This window comes from Leucobacter aridicollis (genome assembly GCF_024399335.1).
In the GTDB taxonomy this organism is placed as follows: Bacteria; Actinomycetota; Actinomycetes; order Actinomycetales; family Microbacteriaceae; genus Leucobacter; species Leucobacter aridicollis_A.
This window is the reverse complement of sequence record NZ_CP075339.1, coordinates 2,372,341-2,389,520: the sequence shown is the minus strand read 5'-3', so window position 1 is coordinate 2,389,520 and position 17,180 is coordinate 2,372,341. Positions and strand designations below refer to the sequence as shown.

Genomic DNA, 17,180 nt, shown 5'->3' with positions numbered 1-17,180 from the left:
AGCCACCGTCAGAGCAGGTTGACGAGCGCGATGTAGGCGCCCGTGCCGGCGGCGATGCTCAAGAGGATGCGCCTGCCGCAGGTGAGATGCACCGCCACCGTCACCGCGGTGGCTGCCAGGGCCATCCACCAGTGATCCCCGAGAGCGACGATCTCGTCGCGCAGCACGACGACGGCGAGGATCAGCACGATTCCCGCTGGCATCCACTCACCGAGTGCGCGCACGAACTTCGACTTGCGGAGGGGTTTGAGCATCGCGAACGGCAGGACGCGGAGCCCGAACGTGATGAGACCGCCAATGGCGATCGCAGAGATGAGATACCAGGTCACTCGGGGGCTCCTTCCGTTGCCTCCGGTCCGTGGGCCTCGCGGTCAAGACGTGCCTCAACCGCGTACCTGACCGCGAGGAGCGCGGCGAAGATCACGAGAGCCGCGAGCATAGTGTTGCCAGGGAAGGCCGCGATCGCGACCGCCGAAGCCAGGGCTGCGAGCAGCGCTGACGGGACTTGCCGCTTCGAGCGGACGGCGTCGACTGTCATCACAGTAAACGTTGCGGCGAGTGCAAACTCGAAGCCTTCGATCGGCGCAGGCAGTGCTCGAGCGATTGCGAGGCCGATGAGTCCGCCGCCCACCCAGTACAACTGCATCATGACCTGGCCGCTGAGAATGCGGGCACTCGTGAGTTGACGAGCGGGCATGAGTACGTAGGTTGCGTACGCCTCGTCGATGAGCGCGTACACGGAGTATGCACGGGGGAGGCCCGGCTTCACTCGCGACAGCGGGAACGACAGCGCATAGAAGACGTGCCTGAAGTTCACTGCAAACACCGTCACTGCGATTGTGAGCAGCGGTGCGCCGGCCGCGAGCATGCTTACGAGCAGCAGTTCAACCGAGCCGGCGAAGATGACGATAGAGAGCGCGGGTGCTACCCAGAGCGGGAGGCCTGCCTGGACGACGAGGATGCCGAGTGCAACTCCGAGTGGGAAGATGCCGATCCCGACGCCGAGGGAATCTCTGACTCCCTGCGCGACCTGGGCGCGCCAAGGCTCCCCGCTTTCGGGCTGCGCGGCTAAAGACATACTTCCTATTCTGTCGCACTGGGTAGCGAACCGGTGAGCGGGCGTAGCGTTCCTCGGGAGTGCGCGTGTGGCGATGAGAGGTTGAGCGGCTGAGCGTGCACAGCGCGGGCCTGTCCTTGTCGCGCAAGATCTGGGATCTGCAATGTCAATGCCCTGCTTGGCCAAACTAGGCAGGTACTTCGCAGATCACATTGCTTGGGATCGATGGGATCGATGGGATCCATGGGGCTGATGGGCCCGATGGGCGCGGCAGAGGAGGCGACAAAAAGGGGCGCGCCCAGGCCGAAACCCGGATGCGCCCCTCGAGCGAGCCGGACTAGTTGACCGGACCGGTGTACTTCTCGCCGGGACCCTTGCCGATTGCGTCAGGGATCGGCGACGCCTCGCGGAACGCGAGCTGGACGGAGCGCAGGCCGTCACGCAGGCTGCGGGCGTGCATATCGCTCACCTCGGGCGCGCCTGCGGTGATGAGCCCAGCCAGGGCATTGATGAGCTTGCGAGCCTCATCGAGATCGATCTGGCTGTCTGGGTCGTCGGCGAGGCCCACCTTCACGGCGGCCGCGCTCAGCAGGTGGACTGCAGCGGTAGTGATGACCTCAACCGCGGCGACGTCAGCGATGTCGCGAACCGCCTGCGCGGCCTCGTCGCCTTCCGGGTACACCGCGTCGTGGTTGGTGGTCTGTGCCGCCGAGTCGGCGTTCTGCTCGCTCATGAAAAAGCGCCCCTGTCTTTATCTTCGCTCAGTGTGCTAAGCTTCTGGAGGTTATCGGCAATCTTGCCGGTGCTACGGAAGAGGAGATTCTCCCACCCGAGACCTCTACAAGGTTACCGGGTAGTTGGCACTCCGTCGCATTTCATGCGGCAGCTTAAGGGTGTGGGTACGCGTGCGTTCCCGATCTCATTTCCGTGAGCCTCGACACCGTCGAGCAGACTTATCACATTGAGATCAGAGGAGCAGGCGATCAGCGATCCCCGTACGAATGACCGAATCCGCGTTTCCGAGGTGCGACTGGTAGGACCCAGTGGCGAGCAGGTCGGAGTCGTGCCGATCGATACTGCACTGCGCCTTGCAGCAGAGGCGGATCTCGATCTCGTTGAGGTTGCGCCGAACTCGAAGCCTCCCGTTGCCAAGATCATGGACTTTGGCAAGTTCAAGTACGAGGCAGCTCAGAAGGCCAAGGAAGCGCGCCGCAACCAGGCGAACACCGTTCTCAAGGAGGTTCGCTTCCGCCTGAAGATTGACAAGCACGACTACGAGACCAAGGTCAAGCGTGCTGTCGGCTTCCTCGAGCAGGGCGACAAGGTGAAGGCAATGATTTTGTTCCGTGGCCGCGAGCAGTCGCGTCCGGAGCAGGGCGTACGCCTCCTGCAGCAGTTCGCTGAGCACATTGCCGAGTACGGCACTGTCGAGTCGAACCCCCGGATTGATGGCCGCAACATGGTGATGGTCATTGCTCCGCTCAAGAACAAGTCCGAGGCGAAGGCTGAGCAGAACGCTCGCCGCGCTGAGGAGAAGGCGTCGCGTCGCGCTGAGAAGCCTGCCGCAGAATCCGCCGCCAAGGCAGCGGAACCCGCCGCCGAATAAGACCCGTGGCTGCTCGGTGGATCGGATCCACCGAGCGCCCATGACGCAGCCGCTTCGGCGGTGCACCACAACAAGGAGAAAACCGATGCCAAAGCAGAAGACCCACTCGGGGGCCAAGAAGCGCTTCAAGGTAACCGGCTCCGGCAAGCTGATGAAGCAGCAGGCCGGCATGCGCCACAACCTTGAGGTCAAGTCCTCGCGTCGTAAGCGCCGCCTGAACGCAGAGCAGGTGCTGTCCAAGGGTGACGCCAAGCAGGCGATGAAGCTCCTCGGCCACTAAGCCGGCCCCAACTTATCTCGTTAAGGAAAGACTGAAATGGCAAGAGTAAAAAGGGCCGTCAATGCCCACAAGAAGCGTCGCGTAATTCTTGAGCGCGCCGAGGGCTACCGCGGTCAGCGTTCGCGCCTGTACCGCAAGGCCAAGGAGCAGGTTACCCACTCGCTCGTCTACGCGTACAACGACCGTCGCAAGAAGAAGGGTGACTTCCGTCGCCTGTGGATCCAGCGCATCAACGCTGGTGCGCGTGCCAACGGCCTCACCTACAACCGCTTCATCCAGGGCCTCGCGCTCGCCGGTGTTGAGGTTGACCGTCGTATGCTCTCGGAGCTCGCGACCAACGAGCCCGCAGCATTCGCGACTCTCGTTGAGGTTGCCAAGAAGGCTCTCCCCGAGGACACTTCGGCTCCCAAGGTTGCTGCCTAAGTAGCCTGAGCTTACGCCCCGTCCCGCTTTCTGCGGGGCGGGGCTTTTGCGTTCCGGCGGGCGGCGGGCGCGCTGGCCGGTAGTCTTGTCTGGTGACTGAACTCATCGAGAACCCGAAGGCCCCGCGCGTGAAGCGCGTCGCAGCGCTCGCTCGGAAGAAGGAGCGAAACGCGACCGGCCGCTTCCTTGTTGAGGGGCCGCAGGCTGTTCGCGAGCTGCTCACGTACCGCCCCGGGCTCGCCGAAGTTGTCTACGCGACGACTGGCACGGAGGCCTGGCAGCTCGAACTTGACCGCCTTGCCTCTGGTGCTGGAATCGACGTTGAGCGCGCGACGCCGCAGGTCATTCAGGCGATGGCCGAGACTGTGCAGCCACAGGGAGTCATCGCCGTCGCGCGCATTCCTGAGGCGACGCTTGAAGATGCTCTCGCCGGGGCGAAGCTCGTCGCCGTGATGCACGAGGTGCGCGATCCTGGTAACGCTGGCGCGGTGCTGCGCGCGGCTGATGCCGCCGGCGCTGATGCTGTCGTGTTTTCTGGGGAGTCAATCGACCCGTGGCATCCGAAGGTTGTTCGCTCAACGACAGGGTCACTGTTTCATCTTCCCGTCGTGACTGAGGGCTCGCTCGATGCGGTTGTCGCGGCCGCCCGTGAGGCTGGCCTTGAGACCATCGCTGCAGACGTGCGAGGCGACGAGATCACCGATGTTCGATCGCAGCTTGGCGGCGGCATCGCGTGGGTGTTTGGCAACGAGGCACGCGGGCTTGGCGAGACCGAACGTGAGGTCATTGGGCGCTCAATTCGCCTCCCCATCTACGGCGCCGCGGAGTCACTGAACCTTGCGACCGCCGCGAGCGTGCTGCTGTATGAGACAGCGTTCGCGCAGCGAGCCTAGTCGGCTGGCTCTTGCTCGCTGGCGGCCTCGCGGGCGCCTGACCGTTTCGCCCAGCGCACGAGTGGCTGCAGGATCGTGATGAGTTCGCCGCCCGATGGCGTAAGGCCGTAGCGGATCTGCACTGGGGTGCTCGGTACGACGGTGCGCGTGACGAGTCCCTGGGTTTCGAGTTCGCGCAGGCGCGCCGCGAGCAGCCTGTCTGAGATGCCTTCGATGCTCGCGTGGATCTCCGAGAATCGCTCGGCGCCGCGAGCGAGCGAGAGCAGGATCGCGGCGGTCCATTTTCGGCCGGCGAGTTCTGCTGCCTCGCGAAAGAGCCTGCATTCGTCGTCGTCGATCGCGTGCAGTTGCTGGGCGCTGTGTGGTGCGGAAACTGTCTTCACGCTTACCAATAGTAAGTGACTAACCTGTGAGTTGTTCCCTGTGGCCCAACGCTTCACAGTAGAAGGACATCACCACACGTTGAAGGGGAGCGGCATGCAGCTCGGAGTCTACAGTTTCGGAAATCAGGCGACGGATCCCGTGACCGGTGAACTCGTCAGCACGGCTCAGGCGCAGCGCGACCTGCTCGAAGCGATCGTGCTCGCCGATCAGGTCGGGCTCGAGTTCTTCGGTATCGGGGAGCACCACACCGAGGAGATGCCAGCTTCGGCTGCCTCGGTGATCCTTGGCGCCGCCGCAGGCCAGACCAAGCGAATCAGGCTCGCGAGCGCGGTGACGGTGCTGAGTACGGATGACCCTGTGCGCGTCTTTCAGCAGTTCGCGACCCTCGACGCCCTGTCGAATGGGCGTGCCGAGATCACGGCGGGTCGCGGCTCTTCGGTCGAGTCATACCCGCTGTTCGGGTACAAGCTTGAAGACTACGACAGGCTCTACGCCGAGAAGCTCGAGCTCCTGCTCAGGGTGAACGAGCACGCGACGGTCACCTGGAGCGGCACGGTGCGCGCAGCGCTGGACGACGAGCTTGTTGTGCCGCGCCCAGACCGAGGGTCGCTTCCGATCTGGCTTGGTACTGGCGGAAGCCCCAACTCGACCGTGCGCGCAGGGCAGCTGCAGCTACCTGTGTCGTACGGGATTATCGGCGGCGACCCTGCACGGTTCAAAGCGCTCGCCGACCTCTACCGCCGCGCGTGGGCGACCGGGCCGGAGACGACGCGGCAGCCTCTCATCTCAGTCGGAAACCCGGGCTTCATTGGTGAGACCAATCGCGAAGCGCGAGACACGTTCTGGCCGACCTGGTACCGCGGGATGGCAGATATCGGCCGCCGCCGTGGATTTGCGCCACCTGTTCGAGAGCACTTCGAGATCGAAGCCGAGGGCGGAGCGCTCTTTGTCGGCGAGCCCGAGCAGATCGCGAATCGCATCATCAGGCTCCACGGCGCCATGGGCCACTCCCGGCAGTTCCTGCAGATGGACTTCCTCGGGCTGCCGCAGCGCGAACTGTTGCGCTCGATCGAGCTGCTTGGCACGAAGGTGAAGCCGCTCGTCGACGCTGAGCTGGGGCCCGAGCCCGAGGTCGTGCCGAACCCGCTCGACGGCGGACCCGCTCCAGTGGAGACGGGAGCCGCATCATGACGCGGGTCGCGGTGCTCGGCGTTGGTAAGGTTGGCACTGCAATCGCGCGTGCGGCTCTCGCTGCCGGTCACGAGGTGACGGTCGCGGGCTCCGGTGACGCCGAGCCCGTGCGATTCATCACTGAGATCATGGCGCCCGGTGTGGGCGTTGCGACGGCGCACGACGCGGTCGAAGGGAGCGACATTGTCGTCCTCTCGATCCCGCTCCCAAAGCTTGCGAGCCTCGACCCCGAGATGCTTGCGGGCCGGATCGTTGTCGACGCAATGAACCACTGGGAACCGACTGACGGCGCACTGCCCGCACTCTTCGACGGCCACGCCACGACGAGCGAGGCGGTGGCTGCACACCTCGTTGGCGCGCGGGTTGTGAAGGCACTGAACCACATCGGCTACCACGGGATGGAAGCAGATGCTCGCGGGTTCGGCGCCGACGACCGTCGCGGGCTCGTAGCCGTGTCAGACGACGCGGTGGCAGCGAACGAGGTCGCCGAATTCGTTGCGAGTCTCGGATTCGACGTGATCGCCGCGGGGCCGCTTTCGCGCAGCGCCGCTGTCGAGCCTGGGTCCACGATCTTTGCTGGCAGCTTCTCCGCCGTCGACGTCGCGCGCCTCCTCGGTGAGGCCGGCGCGCACGCCCACGTCGCACAGAAAGTCGACCTGGCAGAGCAATTCGACGGGGCCTAACGTCACACGACTTGAGCGCCGCCACCAAGATGGCGGTTGCGGACGCGGCGGGGAGCCTGTTTCGCCACACCTGCCGCAGCGAACAGGGTGAGGCGCGACCCGTGCGGTAGCACGGGGTCGCGCCTCACAAATGGTTACGCCCGTGCGCCGCTCGGCTCGCGGTTCGCTGAACCGGGGGAGAGGTAGCGCTCGAGCGAGTCGTCAAGTTCCTCGATCCACGGGGTGTGATGCTTCGTGGCGATCGTGCCTGTCATCACTGAGCGGTAGCAGTAGTCGCGGTATCCCATGATGTCCTGCTGCTTGTGGTTCTTCCAGTCGACGAAGATCTCGGCGACCTCGTCGATGTCGAACGACGGGTAGTCGGTCTCCTCCATGAGATCGCGCACGTAGTCGGCCTGGAACCGAATCTGATCAGCGCCGTTCGTCGGTGTCGACTGGTAGCGTCGCTGCCACTCGAGCATTGAACGCTCGCGCTCGGCCCTGCCTGGCATCTCCGCGGTGCCGAGGATCAAGTCACGCACGTACCAGGCCTGTGTATCGAACATGTTGAACGTGAACCACTGATCTTGCGCACCGACGTAGAAGAGCGCCGGGTTGTCGTGCCAGACTACGCCGCGGTAGAGCCGCTCGGGGTAGAGGGTGTTCGCGCCCGTGACCGCGAGTTCGCGCGGCAGGAACGGGTACTTGTGCATGTAGCCCGTGCAGAAGATGAGCGCGTCGACGTCTTTCGACGAGCCGTCGGCGAAGAACGCGGTGCTCCCCTCGAACCGCTGAAGTCCGTGGCGCTCTTCGAAGCGCTCGGGCCAGTCGTACCCCATGGGGGTGGTGCGGTAGCTCGCGGTCACCGACTTCGCGCCCATCTTGTAGGCCTGGCTGCCGATGTCCTCAGCCGAATAGCTCGACCCCATCACGAGCACGTCCTTGCCCGCGAGCGCCTCAGCGCCTCGGAAGTCGTGCGCGTGGGTGACGAACCCGGGGAATGTCTCGATACCGTCGACAGATGGCGTGAACGGGAACGAGAAGTGCCCGCTCGCGACCACGACGTTGTCGAACGTCTCGGTCGTAGTGTCACCTGTTGGCAGGTGCTCACTCGTCACGGTGAACAGCTGTGTCGTTTCGTCGAATGCGACGAGGCGCACCACCGTCGTGAACCGGATGTGCTTTCGCACGTCGCTCTGCTTCAGCCTGCCGGCGATGTAGTCCCACAGCACCTCACGTGGTGGGTAGGACGAGATTGGTCGGCCGAAGTGCTCGTCGAACGAGTAGTCCGCGAACTCGAGGCCCTCCTTTGGGCCGTTTGACCAGAGATTGCGGTACATGCTCGAATGCACTGGCTCGCCATATTCGTCGAGCCCTGTCCGCCAGGTGTAATTCCATTGGCCGCCCCAGTCGGCCTGTTTCTCGAAGCAGACGAGCTCGGGAACCTCGTGTCCCTGCTTCTCCGCTGCTTCGAAGGCGCGAAGCTGAGCCATACCGCTCGGGCCCGCGCCAATGATTGCTACTCGTTTATTACCACTCACTTAACTACTCTTCCTCACTCTCTTGTTGCTCCTAGCCGTTCGCGCGGGGAACAGGGCAACGAGGGAGTCGCGTGCGAGTGTGATCGCTGGCAGACATTTCAGTCGGCCGCTGAGATTCCCAGCGCGGTAGGGAAAACTGACTTCTCAACCATCCGTCGGCTAGCAACCTTCACACCTTATCAGGACTCAAATTCTGGTGGCCCGGGCCGAGTGCTCTGGCACCCGCCGATGCGAGGCGACGCCTGGCGACACGCGAGGGGCCCTGCCTCGGTTGCAACCGAGGCAGGGCCCCTCGTGGTGTGCGCGGTGCGCGTCAGGCAGTGAGGCCGGCGCCGAGCGTCTCGCCGCTCGTGAACCCAGGCAGGATCGCGAAGACCGCGGAGCCTGTGTGCGTCACCCACTCGTTGAGCAGGTCTGCCTCGTCGAGGCGCTGCTGAATGGGCACGAACTGCGTAAGCGGATCGCGCTGGAAACAGCCGAACAGCAGCCCGGCCTCGTGGCCGTCATCGTAGTTCACGGCACGGCGCACGATGCGCTCATTCGGGTCGGTCGACGTGGCGCGACGGATATGCGCGGCCGACGAGATGATCGGCAGGCCGAGCGCATTCTTCGCATCGAAATCCGCGGGGGCGTGCTCGCCGCCGTGCGGATCGGACAGCGCCGCGCCATCAGACAGGGTTCGCCCGATCGTCTGCTCGCGGCCTGGCCGGTCGACGCGGTCCCAGGTGTCGAGCTCCATACGAATCCGACGCAACACGAACGCCGAGCCCCCGGCGAGCCAAGGCTGGCCGTCGGCAGCGTCGACCCAGATGAGCGGGTCGAAGTCGGCGTCTTCGGGTTTCGGGTTGACGGTGCCGTCGACCTGCCCCATGAGATTTCGCATCGTCGATCCCGCGGCTTCCGCTCCGCGCGCCTGCCGAAACCCCTGCTGCACCCAGGCGACCTCGCCGAAGCGGTCGAGGTCTCGGTGCAGCATTCGCGCCGCGTGCGCGACGGGCAGCTGGTCGTCGGCCTGGACAGTGATGAGCAGGTCGCCCCCGTCGAAGCCGCCGCCGAGCTTGTCGAGCGAGAACGCGGGGAGCGGTGCCAGCCACTGAGGGCGCTTTGCCGGGTCGACGCGGTCGACGAGATCGGGGCCGACGCCCACGGTGATCGTCAGCCGCGCGGGGCGCTCGGCGAGCTCGGGCTCGGGGTCTGCCAATGGGGCGACGCCCGCGGTGAGCGCTTCGATGTCACCTGTCAGGATCCGGAACATGCGCGTGATTGCATCGCGGTCCGTCTCCGGTCTTAGCGTGTATGCGATGTGGCGTACATGCGTTGCAGGCACCGTCGTGATCCCCGCCTGGTGGGCGCCGTGGCAGGGGAGCGCTTCGCCGCCGAAGCCGGGGCCGTCGGCAAGCGAATTCAGCGCTGGTGTCGCCTCAGGGTCGAAGCCCGGTTCATCGGCGCGCTGCCGCTCGGCGAGGGCGTAGCCACCCGCGATGCCGCCGGCGCCACCGAGCAGCGCGCCGAGGCCCGCGCCAACCGCGCCCCCGGTGAGGAGGGCGCGGCGGCTCAGCCGGCGGGACTGCTGGTCGACGTCTGCGGGACGATCCTTACCCATGGTCCATCGCGTCAGTGTCGCCCGACATGTCCATGTCGCCGTGGTCCATATCCTCGTAGCTCTCGTTCGCGCCCGACGTGTCCTTCACGAGTGCGACGACATCGAGGGTCGTGCCGTCTGAGAAGGTCAGCGTCACAGTGACGTCGTCGCCCGGGGCGAGCGGCTCGGTGATGTCCATGAGCATGATGTGGTTCGCCCCTGGCTCGAGCAGCAGCGATCCGCCTGCAGGGACTGTCACGTCCCCCTCGATCTTGCGCATCTTGCCGTCGACGACCTCGTGCAGCTCGGTGATGCCTGCGACGTCACTCGTGAGTCCGGTGATCGTGAGATCCTGATCGCCGTGATTCTCGATCACGCCGAAGACGCCGCTCATCGCCTCGCCAGGCTTTGCATCGTCGGCCGTGGCCTTGACCCAGGTGTCTGTTGCGGTGACCGTGGCCTCGTGGTTCTGTGCTGCTGAGCTCGACGTGTCGGTCTGCGCGTCGGCAGCCGGTGAGCAGCCAGTGAGTGCGAGCGCGAAGACTGCGGCGGCGGAGGCAAAGCCTACCGCCGCACGGCGCGAACGCTGGGTGCGGTGGGTGGTGAACATGAGTTACTCCTCGTGAGTGCGGGGGTCGTGGCCCTCCGCGGACGATGCGTTCCTACGCATGCGAACAATCAGTGGAATTGCGACGGCCACGGCGACGACTGCCGCGGCTCCGATCGCGAGTGGGAGAGGGATCGGCGAGCCGTTCGAATCCGTCGCGCCGTCGTCGGTCGACGGCGTCTCGGGGAGAGCCTCGGGCTCGGCGGGTGTCTCGGTCTCTCCCGAGTATGGGCGAATCTCGCCAGGCGCTCCGTCGGCGATGTCGAACGTGAAGCCGCCCTCGATGGGGTGGCCGTCGCTCGACACGACCCGCCAAGCCGAGGTGTAGGTGCCATCGGCAAGCGGGGTTGCGAGTGGTTGCACGACATCGCGGTCGCTGAACGTCGGGTCGCCGCCCGTTGCGTCGCCGCCCTCTGCAGTAGAAACGTGGATCTCGGTACCGACCTCGAGCACGGTGTCACTGAATGTCAGCCGAAGGCCCGACGCCTCACCTGTGTCAGTCGTGTCGATCGCGACATCGATGAGCTGGTCGTGCGCCTGCGCGGCGCTCGGCGCAAAGAAGGCCGCGAGCGCGACGCCCGCTGCTGCCGCGAGCGCGAGTGTGCGCGCTGTCTTCGTCTGGCGGCCAATGCGAGCAGCCTGAATGTGGGTATGCGAGTGCATAACTGGTCCCGTTTCTTCCCGGGATCGCCGGGAAATCGATCAGAATGAGAGCTGGAGTTGAGGCGACGCCTGCGCGACCGGAGGCCCGCGCAGTGACCACGCTGAGAACCGTGCAATCTGATCGCGGAGCACGTGGGCTTCGATGCAGACCGGCCCTGCGACTGGGCGCTCGAACGCCGCGGGAGTCAACTGCTGCGGCAACACGCGCCTGAGCGACCGGCCGAGCGCGAGCACGGCACGCTCGCCACGCGAGATCAGGATCGTCGAAACCCCCGCTGCCACCGCGTGCAGCGCCCACATGAGCGTGTCTGCTGAGCCCGCCTCGACAACGTCGGGAACGAAAAGCTGCAGCGACGAGAGGTGCGCGGCGTGCGAGCCCATCGGGAACGAGGCGCCGAGCGAGAACGACGCCGAGGCGCCGATGCCAGCGAACGCCCAGTGATAGAGGAACTGGCTCGCTCCCACCGCGAGCCCCACTCGCCAGAGCGAGCCGACCCTGCCGGCGAGCAAGACGCACACGGGCAGCGCGATGATCGCGGTCACGACGACAGCGAAACCGGAGACCTCCCCGCCCGCGAGTGAGTGCGATGCTGCGGCAAGAACCGTCGCGAGTGCAGCGCCCATCGCGCCGCGCGCGGTGCGCGCCTGGCGGCTCATGGGCTCACGTCGCTTGGCCATGCTGCAAGTGTAACCCGCGGACCCTGAGCGGGTGCGGCAGCGGGGGAGGATCGGCCTGCTCGCACCCGCGCACGGTAGGATGTTTCCTTGTGTCAGACAACACCACGAACCCCAATCCGATTTCGCAGGAAGCGGTCGACGCCGCCGTAGCTGAAGCCCTCGCCGCGTTTACCGCCGCCGAGTCAGTAGCGGCCCTGAAAACCGCGAGGACCGAGCACGTTGGCGACGATTCAGCCATCGCGAAGCTCAACGCGCTGATGCGTGAGGTCCCGAAGGATGAGAAGGCCGCCACAGGCAAGCTCATGGGAGCGGCTCGCGGCCGGCTTGAGGGCGCGTTTAAGGGCCGCGAGGCCGAGCTTGCTGCCGCTGAGGCAGAGGCGCGGCTCGTCGCGGAGACGGTTGACGTGACGCAGGCGCCCGTGCGCCGTCGCGCAGGTACCAGGCACCCGCTTGAGCAGCTCAAGGACGAAGCGAGCGACATCTTCATCGGCATGGGCTGGGAGGTCGCCGAGGGGCCCGAGATCGAGCACGAGTGGTTCAACTTCGACGCGCTCGGATTCGATCCCGATCACCCGGCGCGCACGCTCATGGACACGTTCTTCGTTGAGCCAGCTGACAGGCACCTGCTGCTGCGCACCCACACGTCGCCAGTGCAGGTGCGGTCGCTCCTCGACCGCGAACTGCCCGTCTACGTCGTCGCCCCCGGTCGCACCTTCCGCACCGATGAGCTCGACGCGACGCACACCCCGGTCTTCAACCAGATCGAGGGCATCGCAATCGACAAGGGCCTCACGATGGCTCACCTGCGCGGCACCCTCGAGCACTTCGCGCGCCAGATGTTCGGCGCCGAGGCGAAGATTCGCCTGCGCCCCAACTTCTTCCCGTTCACCGAGCCCTCGGCAGAGATGGACGTGTGGCAGCCGAACGCGAAGGGCGGCGCCCGCTGGGTCGAGTGGGGCGGCTGCGGCATGGTCGACTCGAACGTACTTCTCGCCGCGGGAATCGACCCCGACGAGTACCAGGGCTTCGCCTTCGGCATGGGAATTGAGCGCACGCTCCAGTTCCGCAACGACCTCAACGACATGCGCGACATGGTTGAGGGCGACATTCGTTTCAACGCACAGTTCGGAGGCCTCGTCTAATGCGGATCCCACTCAGCTGGCTCGGCGAATTCGTTTCGCTCGCCGCAGACACCACGCCAGAGGATGTCCACGCACAGCTCGTGAGCGTTGGCTTCGAAGAAGAATCGGTGCGCCGCTTCGACGTTTCTGGCCCAATCGTCGTCGGCGAGGTGCTCTCGCAAGAGCCCGAGCCGCAGTCAAACGGCAAGACGATCAACTGGTGCCAGGTGCGCGTTGCCCCCGAGGGGCAGCAGGCGGCTGATGGCGGCGAGGATGTGCGTGGCATCGTGTGCGGTGCCCACAACTTCGGCCCCGGCGACAAGGTCGTGGTGACCCTTCCGGGTGCAGTGCTTCCTGGCGACTTCAAGATCGCCGCGCGTAAGACCTACGGCCACGTGTCTGACGGCATGATTGCTTCGGCGCGCGAGCTCACGCTCGGCGACGATCACGAGGGCATCATCGTGCTCTCGCGGCTCGGACTCGACCCCGAGGTCGGCACGAACGCACTCGCGCTGCTCGGACTCGACGACACCGCTGTGGAGATCAACGTCACACCTGATCGCGGCTACGCGTTTTCGGTGCGCGGCGTCGCCCGCGAGTACTCGCACGCGACAGGCGCAGCGTTCACCGATCCCGGGCTTCGCGAGGTCGCTCCCGCGAGCGGCTTCGAAGTACAGATCGCCGACGAGGCGCCGATCCGCGGGCGCGTGGGCGCAACCGGGTTCGTGACGCGCGTGGTACGCGGCATCGACGCGACCAGGCCGACGCCCGCCTGGATGGTCGCGCGCCTGCAGCTCGCGGGCATCCGCTCGCTGTCGCTGCCAGTCGATATCTCGAACTACGTGATGCTCGAGCTCGGCAACCCGCTGCACTCCTACGACCTCGCGAAGCTCACCGGCGGCATCACCGTGCGCCGAGCCCGCGCGGGAGAGACGCTTGAGACGCTCGACGGCCAGCAGCGCAAGCTGCACGAAGAAGACCTGCTCATCACTGACGAGTCGGGCCCCATCGGGCTCGCGGGCGTGATGGGCGGCGAGTCCACGAAGACAGACGACTCGACGACAGACATTCTCATCGAGGCCGCGACATTCGACCCGGTGTCGATTGCGCGCAGCCAGCGCCGTCACAAGCTGCCGAGCGAGGCGTCCAAGCGCTTCGAGCGTGGCGTCGATCCGCTCGTTGCGCGCGCCGCTGCCCAGCGCATGGTCGACCTGCTCGTCGAGCTCGCAGGCGGCACCGCTGACACCCTCGGCAGCGACATCGTCGCAGCCTGGGAGCCAGCCCCGGTGCTCCTTCCGATCGCCCGTGTGAACGGCCTGCTTGGCACCGACTACACCGACGACGAAGTGCGTGGCGCGCTCACAATGATCGGCTGCTCGGTCGAAGACGTGGACGCGGCGAGGCTGCGGGTCTCGGCTCCGAGCTGGCGAGCTGACCTCACCCGCCCAGCTGATCTCGTCGAAGAAGTTGCGCGGATCGTCGGCTACGATCGCATTCCGTCTGAGCTGCCAGTCGCTCCGGCGGGCCGCGGGCTCACCCGCACGCAGCGCCTTCGCCGTCGCGCGGCGAACGTCGTGACCGCGGCGGGCTTCGATGAGGTGCAGAGCTACCCGTTCGTCTCACGCAACCAGCTCGATAACTTCGGGCAGGGGCCCGAAAGCGCAGGGGAGCAGGCTGCTCCCGTCGACGCGATCCGCCTCGCGAACGCCCTTGACGGTGAGACCCCGTTCATGCGGCGCTCGCTCCTCGCGGGGCTCGTGACTGCGGCGCAGCGTAACGTATCGCGCGGCCTTACTGACCTCGCGCTCGTCGAGTTCGGTCGGGTCTTCGACCCGGCGACCCCCGCCGGCGAGCTTGGCACCGCAGAGGTTCCGCCGCTCGCGCTAAAGCCCACGGATAAGCTGCTCGCGGCGCTCAACGCCTCGATCCCTGTCCAGCCGCACTGCGCCGCCGCGCTGCTGCTTGGCGACGCCATCGAGAAGCAGCCGGGCGAACCCGGCCGCGAGTACGACTGGGCAGACGCGATCGACGCGGCACGCATCACCGTTGGCGCCGTGTCGGCGTCTCTCACGGTACGACAGGGCGCTCACCGCGCCTTCCACCCCGGTCGCACGGCCGAGCTCGTCGTCGCAGGCGAGGTCGTTGGTGTTGCTGGGGAGCTCCTTCCAGAGCTCGTCGCCGCGTACCACCTGCCTGGCAGGGTCGCGGCGTTCGAGCTGAACCTTGAGCGTGTGATGGAGCTTGCTCCGCGCGAGCCCGAGACCTCAAACCTGTCGGGCTACCCTGCGGCGACGCAGGATCTCACGCTCGTCGTCTCCACCGAGGTGCCAGCGGGCGACGTGCTCGACACTGTCGTTGCAGGGGCGGGCGAGCTGCTTGAGCACGCGCACGTCGTTGCCGACTACCGCGGCCAGGGCATCGAGGAGGGCCAGCGCGCGCTGACCTTCGCGCTGCGCTTCCGCGCGCCCGACCGCACGCTGAAGGCAGAGGAAGCGAGCGAGGCGAAGCTCGCTGGAGTCGCTGCCGCCGAGCAGGCGTTCGGCGCGAAGCTCCGCGACTAAGCGCTGCGGCGCCGACATCGCGTCGGTGCGCACCCGCTGTGGGCGGGCCAGGCATTCACTGCCAGGCCCGCCCACAGTGCGTTGTGGCGGTAACGCGGGACGTAGCGCGGCGGGGAGACCGGGCGTATTCTGGGCCCAACGGACGACGCTCGCCTGCACGCACAAGGCGAGCTGCCGAGGCAGCTGAGGAGGGCTCATGCGGATCGCAGTAGCAGGCAGCACTGGCACAGTCGGCGCGCATGTCGTGCGCCAGGCGCTCGCCGCCGGGCACGACGTTCTCGCCATCTCGCGAAACCCGGGCGTACCCTCAGGCGCAGACTCGCTGGACAACGGGGCCGGCAGCGCGCAGGGGGAGGCGGCGTCTTCGCCGGCCACCTCGCCCGGGGCGCTCACCACACTCGCAGCCGACCTCACCGGGCAAACCGCGCCGCGGCTCGACGGTGTCGACGCCCTGATCGATGTGTCGGCCAGCGGAAAGCTCTCTGGGGCCGAAGCATTCTTCGGCGCCGTGACGGAGAACCTGCTGCGAGCCGCCACCGCCGCTGAGGTGAACCACTACGTCGCGCTGTCGATTGTTGGGGCCGCCCAGCACCCGTATGGATACTATGCAGGCAAGGCGCTGCAAGAACGGCTCGTGAGCGAGGGCCAGGTGCCGTGGACTGTGCTTCGTGCGACGCAGTTCTTCGAGTTCGCCGAGCAGAGCGCGTTCAGCGTCGGCAGATGGAGCGCGATCGTGAAGATGCGCACCAGGCCCGTCGCCGCAGCGTCTGTGGCGCGGCGGCTGCTCGAGCTTGCCGTTGGCGAGCCGCAAGGGTTCGCGCGCGACCTCGCCGGGCCCGACGAGCTGTGGCTCGCAGACCTCGGCAGGATGGTGTTCGAGACGCACGGGATCGGCCAGACAGTCATTGAGCTCCCGCTCCCTGGAAAGTTTGGCAGGGCGGTCCGCAGCGGTGCATGCCTACCGGGCGCAGACGCCATGATCGACAGCGTGAGCTACGAAGATTGGCTCGTCGACGGGGCGCGGTGAGGCCACTGCCGCCGCCATTGGCGCGGCGCTCACCATGTCTTACAGAGCCGTACTGAGTCGCCGCCTTCCTCCCACGGAGAGAGGGCGTTGTACGCGTTGACGCAGTTGACGGACAACGGCGCAAGGTAGAGGATGACCTTTGGGTATGCCCGGCTCAGCCTGTCGGGGCGATTGGTCTCGCCAGCCTCGGAGAGCGAGAGCTTCAGTATGGGGCCCGTGAACTCCCACTCGCCGGTCCAGTCTTTTGGAGCACCCCAACTCGGGCCCTCACCGGAGGACTGCCTCTTTGGCTGGAATATCTCGGCGGGCCAGCCAGTCAGAGTGACTCTGCCGTCGTAGCGGTGCTCCTGCGTATCGTCTGCGTAGAAGGGTGCGTCAACGAACGTCACCGTTGGTTGCCCTGGTAAGTCTCCGGCAATCCAGGTTCCGACGAGGAGGCTTCTGTCAGAAAACGACTTCAAAGAATAACCCTCGCAACTTGTGAGCGAGAGCACCACCGGGATTGCGATCGCGGCCAGCAGCAGTCGAACGAGCCTCATGCTGTTGCCTCCGTGAGCGTGAGGGGCTGCTCCCGTTCACCCGGAGAGTGCTCGGGGCGCTGCGCCTGTGCTGTACGCATCAACTCACACGACCTTCGAGACCGAGCGTCTCGCGGAACCCGGTAAGAAGATTCTGCATGTATTTCTGGGAGTAGGGGATCATGCACAGTTTGGCGGGGCTGAATATTGTGAAGCTGAGTCGGTGAGGCGTATTTTGTCTCGTCTCGGATCGTGAATGACATCACCTCGCGGTCTGGGCCTGAGGCGAGCGTGCGCCGTTCGAGTCGGATGTCGTCGATTCGGTCCGCGGGGAGGAGTGCGATGCGTTCGCTGAAGCGCCGGTACACGTGGAGCCCTGTTTTGGT

General features: G+C 66.0%; 19 protein-coding genes. 9 read left to right on the top strand and 10 right to left on the bottom strand.

What is annotated here, in order from left to right:
- Positions 1-8: 8 nt before the first annotated feature.
- The 3 genes from KI794_RS10725 to KI794_RS10715 all read right to left on the bottom strand — a co-directional run bounded on the left by KI794_RS10725 (position 9) and on the right by KI794_RS10715 (position 1,790).
- Positions 9-329 carry a branched-chain amino acid transporter permease gene (locus KI794_RS10725; RefSeq protein WP_119284244.1) on the bottom strand — a complete coding sequence of 107 codons (321 nt, stop codon included), beginning with the start codon at positions 327-329 and terminating at the stop codon, positions 9-11.
- The gene (locus tag KI794_RS10720; protein WP_255808085.1) at positions 326-1,078 is read right to left on the bottom strand and encodes an AzlC family ABC transporter permease; all 753 of its coding nucleotides are present in this window, start codon (positions 1,076-1,078) and stop codon (positions 326-328) included. Before KI794_RS10720 ends, KI794_RS10725 begins: the two co-directional genes overlap by 4 nt.
- A 316-nt stretch (positions 1,079-1,394) precedes the next feature.
- Positions 1,395-1,790, bottom strand: coding sequence for a DUF1844 domain-containing protein (locus tag KI794_RS10715; RefSeq protein ID WP_119284242.1), 396 nt, complete (start codon positions 1,788-1,790; stop codon positions 1,395-1,397).
- A 228-nt stretch (positions 1,791-2,018) separates the two neighbouring features.
- Here KI794_RS10715 and infC point away from each other — a divergent pair, with 228 nt between their 5' ends.
- The 4 genes from infC (at position 2,019) to KI794_RS10695 (ending at position 4,259) form a co-directional block, all read left to right on the top strand.
- On the top strand, positions 2,019-2,663 hold the full coding sequence (infC, locus tag KI794_RS10710) for a translation initiation factor IF-3 (RefSeq protein ID WP_255808084.1): 645 nt from the start codon (positions 2,019-2,021) through the stop codon (positions 2,661-2,663).
- A gap of 85 nt (positions 2,664-2,748) precedes the next feature.
- Positions 2,749-2,943: a 50S ribosomal protein L35 gene (gene rpmI, locus KI794_RS10705; protein ID WP_119284241.1), complete on the top strand. Its 195-nt coding sequence runs from the start codon at positions 2,749-2,751 to the stop codon at positions 2,941-2,943.
- Between the two features lie 36 nt (positions 2,944-2,979).
- Positions 2,980-3,366, top strand: coding sequence for a 50S ribosomal protein L20 (gene rplT, locus KI794_RS10700; RefSeq protein ID WP_119284240.1), 387 nt, complete (start codon positions 2,980-2,982; stop codon positions 3,364-3,366).
- An 89-nt stretch (positions 3,367-3,455) separates the two neighbouring features.
- Complete coding sequence (locus KI794_RS10695; protein ID WP_255809762.1) at positions 3,456-4,259, top strand: TrmH family RNA methyltransferase; 804 nt, start codon at positions 3,456-3,458, stop codon at positions 4,257-4,259.
- Here KI794_RS10695 and KI794_RS10690 read toward each other — a convergent pair.
- Positions 4,256-4,642 (bottom strand): winged helix-turn-helix transcriptional regulator, encoded by a 387-nt coding sequence (locus tag KI794_RS10690; RefSeq protein ID WP_255808083.1) that lies wholly within the window; start codon positions 4,640-4,642, stop codon positions 4,256-4,258. The two genes, KI794_RS10695 and KI794_RS10690, sit on opposite strands and share 4 nt — an antisense overlap.
- Positions 4,643-4,736: 94 nt before the next feature.
- Between KI794_RS10690 and KI794_RS10685 the strand changes: the two genes are divergently transcribed.
- The gene (locus KI794_RS10685) at positions 4,737-5,834 is read left to right on the top strand and encodes an LLM class flavin-dependent oxidoreductase (RefSeq protein ID WP_255808082.1); all 1,098 of its coding nucleotides are present in this window, start codon (positions 4,737-4,739) and stop codon (positions 5,832-5,834) included.
- Positions 5,831-6,517 carry an NADPH-dependent F420 reductase gene (locus KI794_RS10680; protein ID WP_255808081.1) on the top strand — a complete coding sequence of 229 codons (687 nt, stop codon included), beginning with the start codon at positions 5,831-5,833 and terminating at the stop codon, positions 6,515-6,517. Before KI794_RS10685 ends, KI794_RS10680 begins: the two co-directional genes overlap by 4 nt.
- 134 nt (positions 6,518-6,651) lie before the next feature.
- On the opposite strand, the gene KI794_RS10675 is transcribed toward KI794_RS10680, so the two are convergent.
- From KI794_RS10675 to KI794_RS10655, 5 genes are all read right to left on the bottom strand, one after another.
- Positions 6,652-7,989, bottom strand: coding sequence for an NAD(P)-binding domain-containing protein (locus tag KI794_RS10675; protein ID WP_370647887.1), 1,338 nt, complete (start codon positions 7,987-7,989; stop codon positions 6,652-6,654).
- 361 nt (positions 7,990-8,350) lie between these two features.
- Positions 8,351-9,640 carry a Dyp-type peroxidase gene (locus KI794_RS10670; RefSeq protein ID WP_255808079.1) on the bottom strand — a complete coding sequence of 430 codons (1,290 nt, stop codon included), beginning with the start codon at positions 9,638-9,640 and terminating at the stop codon, positions 8,351-8,353.
- Positions 9,633-10,229, bottom strand: coding sequence for a copper chaperone PCu(A)C (locus KI794_RS10665; protein WP_119284233.1), 597 nt, complete (start codon positions 10,227-10,229; stop codon positions 9,633-9,635). Before KI794_RS10665 ends, KI794_RS10670 begins: the two co-directional genes overlap by 8 nt.
- 3 nt (positions 10,230-10,232) lie before the next feature.
- Entirely contained in the window at positions 10,233-10,889 is a 657-nt protein-coding gene (locus KI794_RS10660) for a copper resistance CopC family protein (protein ID WP_255808078.1), read from the bottom strand.
- 39 nt (positions 10,890-10,928) lie between these two features.
- The gene (locus KI794_RS10655; RefSeq protein ID WP_255808077.1) at positions 10,929-11,567 is read right to left on the bottom strand and encodes a hypothetical protein; all 639 of its coding nucleotides are present in this window, start codon (positions 11,565-11,567) and stop codon (positions 10,929-10,931) included.
- 89 nt (positions 11,568-11,656) lie between these two features.
- Between KI794_RS10655 and pheS the strand changes: the two genes are divergently transcribed.
- The 3 genes from pheS to KI794_RS10640 all read left to right on the top strand — a co-directional run bounded on the left by pheS (position 11,657) and on the right by KI794_RS10640 (position 16,276).
- Positions 11,657-12,709, top strand: a complete 1,053-nt coding sequence (pheS, locus tag KI794_RS10650) for a phenylalanine--tRNA ligase subunit alpha (RefSeq protein WP_119284230.1) — start codon at positions 11,657-11,659, stop codon at positions 12,707-12,709.
- The gene (gene pheT, locus KI794_RS10645) at positions 12,709-15,249 is read left to right on the top strand and encodes a phenylalanine--tRNA ligase subunit beta (protein ID WP_255808076.1); all 2,541 of its coding nucleotides are present in this window, start codon (positions 12,709-12,711) and stop codon (positions 15,247-15,249) included. Before pheS ends, pheT begins: the two co-directional genes overlap by 1 nt.
- Before the next feature lie 196 nt (positions 15,250-15,445).
- Positions 15,446-16,276 (top strand): SDR family oxidoreductase, encoded by an 831-nt coding sequence (locus KI794_RS10640; RefSeq protein WP_255808075.1) that lies wholly within the window; start codon positions 15,446-15,448, stop codon positions 16,274-16,276.
- A gap of 29 nt (positions 16,277-16,305) precedes the next feature.
- On the opposite strand, the gene KI794_RS10635 is transcribed toward KI794_RS10640, so the two are convergent.
- Positions 16,306-16,815 carry a hypothetical protein gene (locus KI794_RS10635; RefSeq protein WP_255808074.1) on the bottom strand — a complete coding sequence of 170 codons (510 nt, stop codon included), beginning with the start codon at positions 16,813-16,815 and terminating at the stop codon, positions 16,306-16,308.
- Positions 16,816-17,180 lie beyond the last annotated feature (365 nt).

Bases quoted from the DNA above. Each gene is read 5' to 3' on its own strand.
- KI794_RS10720 (WP_255808085.1), bottom strand. From the start codon at position 1,078: ATGTCTTTAGCCGCGCAGCCCGAAAGCGGGGAGCCTTGGCGCGCCCAG.
- KI794_RS10715 (WP_119284242.1), bottom strand. From the start codon at position 1,790: ATGAGCGAGCAGAACGCCGACTCGGCGGCACAGACCACCAACCACGAC.
- rpmI (WP_119284241.1), top strand. From the start codon at position 2,749: ATGCCAAAGCAGAAGACCCACTCGGGGGCCAAGAAGCGCTTCAAGGTA.
- rplT (WP_119284240.1), top strand. From the start codon at position 2,980: ATGGCAAGAGTAAAAAGGGCCGTCAATGCCCACAAGAAGCGTCGCGTA.
- KI794_RS10685 (WP_255808082.1), top strand. From the start codon at position 4,737: ATGCAGCTCGGAGTCTACAGTTTCGGAAATCAGGCGACGGATCCCGTG.
- KI794_RS10680 (WP_255808081.1), top strand. From the start codon at position 5,831: ATGACGCGGGTCGCGGTGCTCGGCGTTGGTAAGGTTGGCACTGCAATC.
- KI794_RS10675 (WP_370647887.1), bottom strand. From the start codon at position 7,989: ATGGCTCAGCTTCGCGCCTTCGAAGCAGCGGAGAAGCAGGGACACGAG.
- KI794_RS10670 (WP_255808079.1), bottom strand. From the start codon at position 9,640: ATGGGTAAGGATCGTCCCGCAGACGTCGACCAGCAGTCCCGCCGGCTG.
- KI794_RS10665 (WP_119284233.1), bottom strand. From the start codon at position 10,229: ATGTTCACCACCCACCGCACCCAGCGTTCGCGCCGTGCGGCGGTAGGC.
- KI794_RS10660 (WP_255808078.1), bottom strand. From the start codon at position 10,889: ATGCACTCGCATACCCACATTCAGGCTGCTCGCATTGGCCGCCAGACG.
- KI794_RS10655 (WP_255808077.1), bottom strand. From the start codon at position 11,567: ATGGCCAAGCGACGTGAGCCCATGAGCCGCCAGGCGCGCACCGCGCGC.
- pheT (WP_255808076.1), top strand. From the start codon at position 12,709: ATGCGGATCCCACTCAGCTGGCTCGGCGAATTCGTTTCGCTCGCCGCA.
- KI794_RS10640 (WP_255808075.1), top strand. From the start codon at position 15,446: ATGCGGATCGCAGTAGCAGGCAGCACTGGCACAGTCGGCGCGCATGTC.
- KI794_RS10635 (WP_255808074.1), bottom strand. From the start codon at position 16,815: ATGAGGCTCGTTCGACTGCTGCTGGCCGCGATCGCAATCCCGGTGGTG.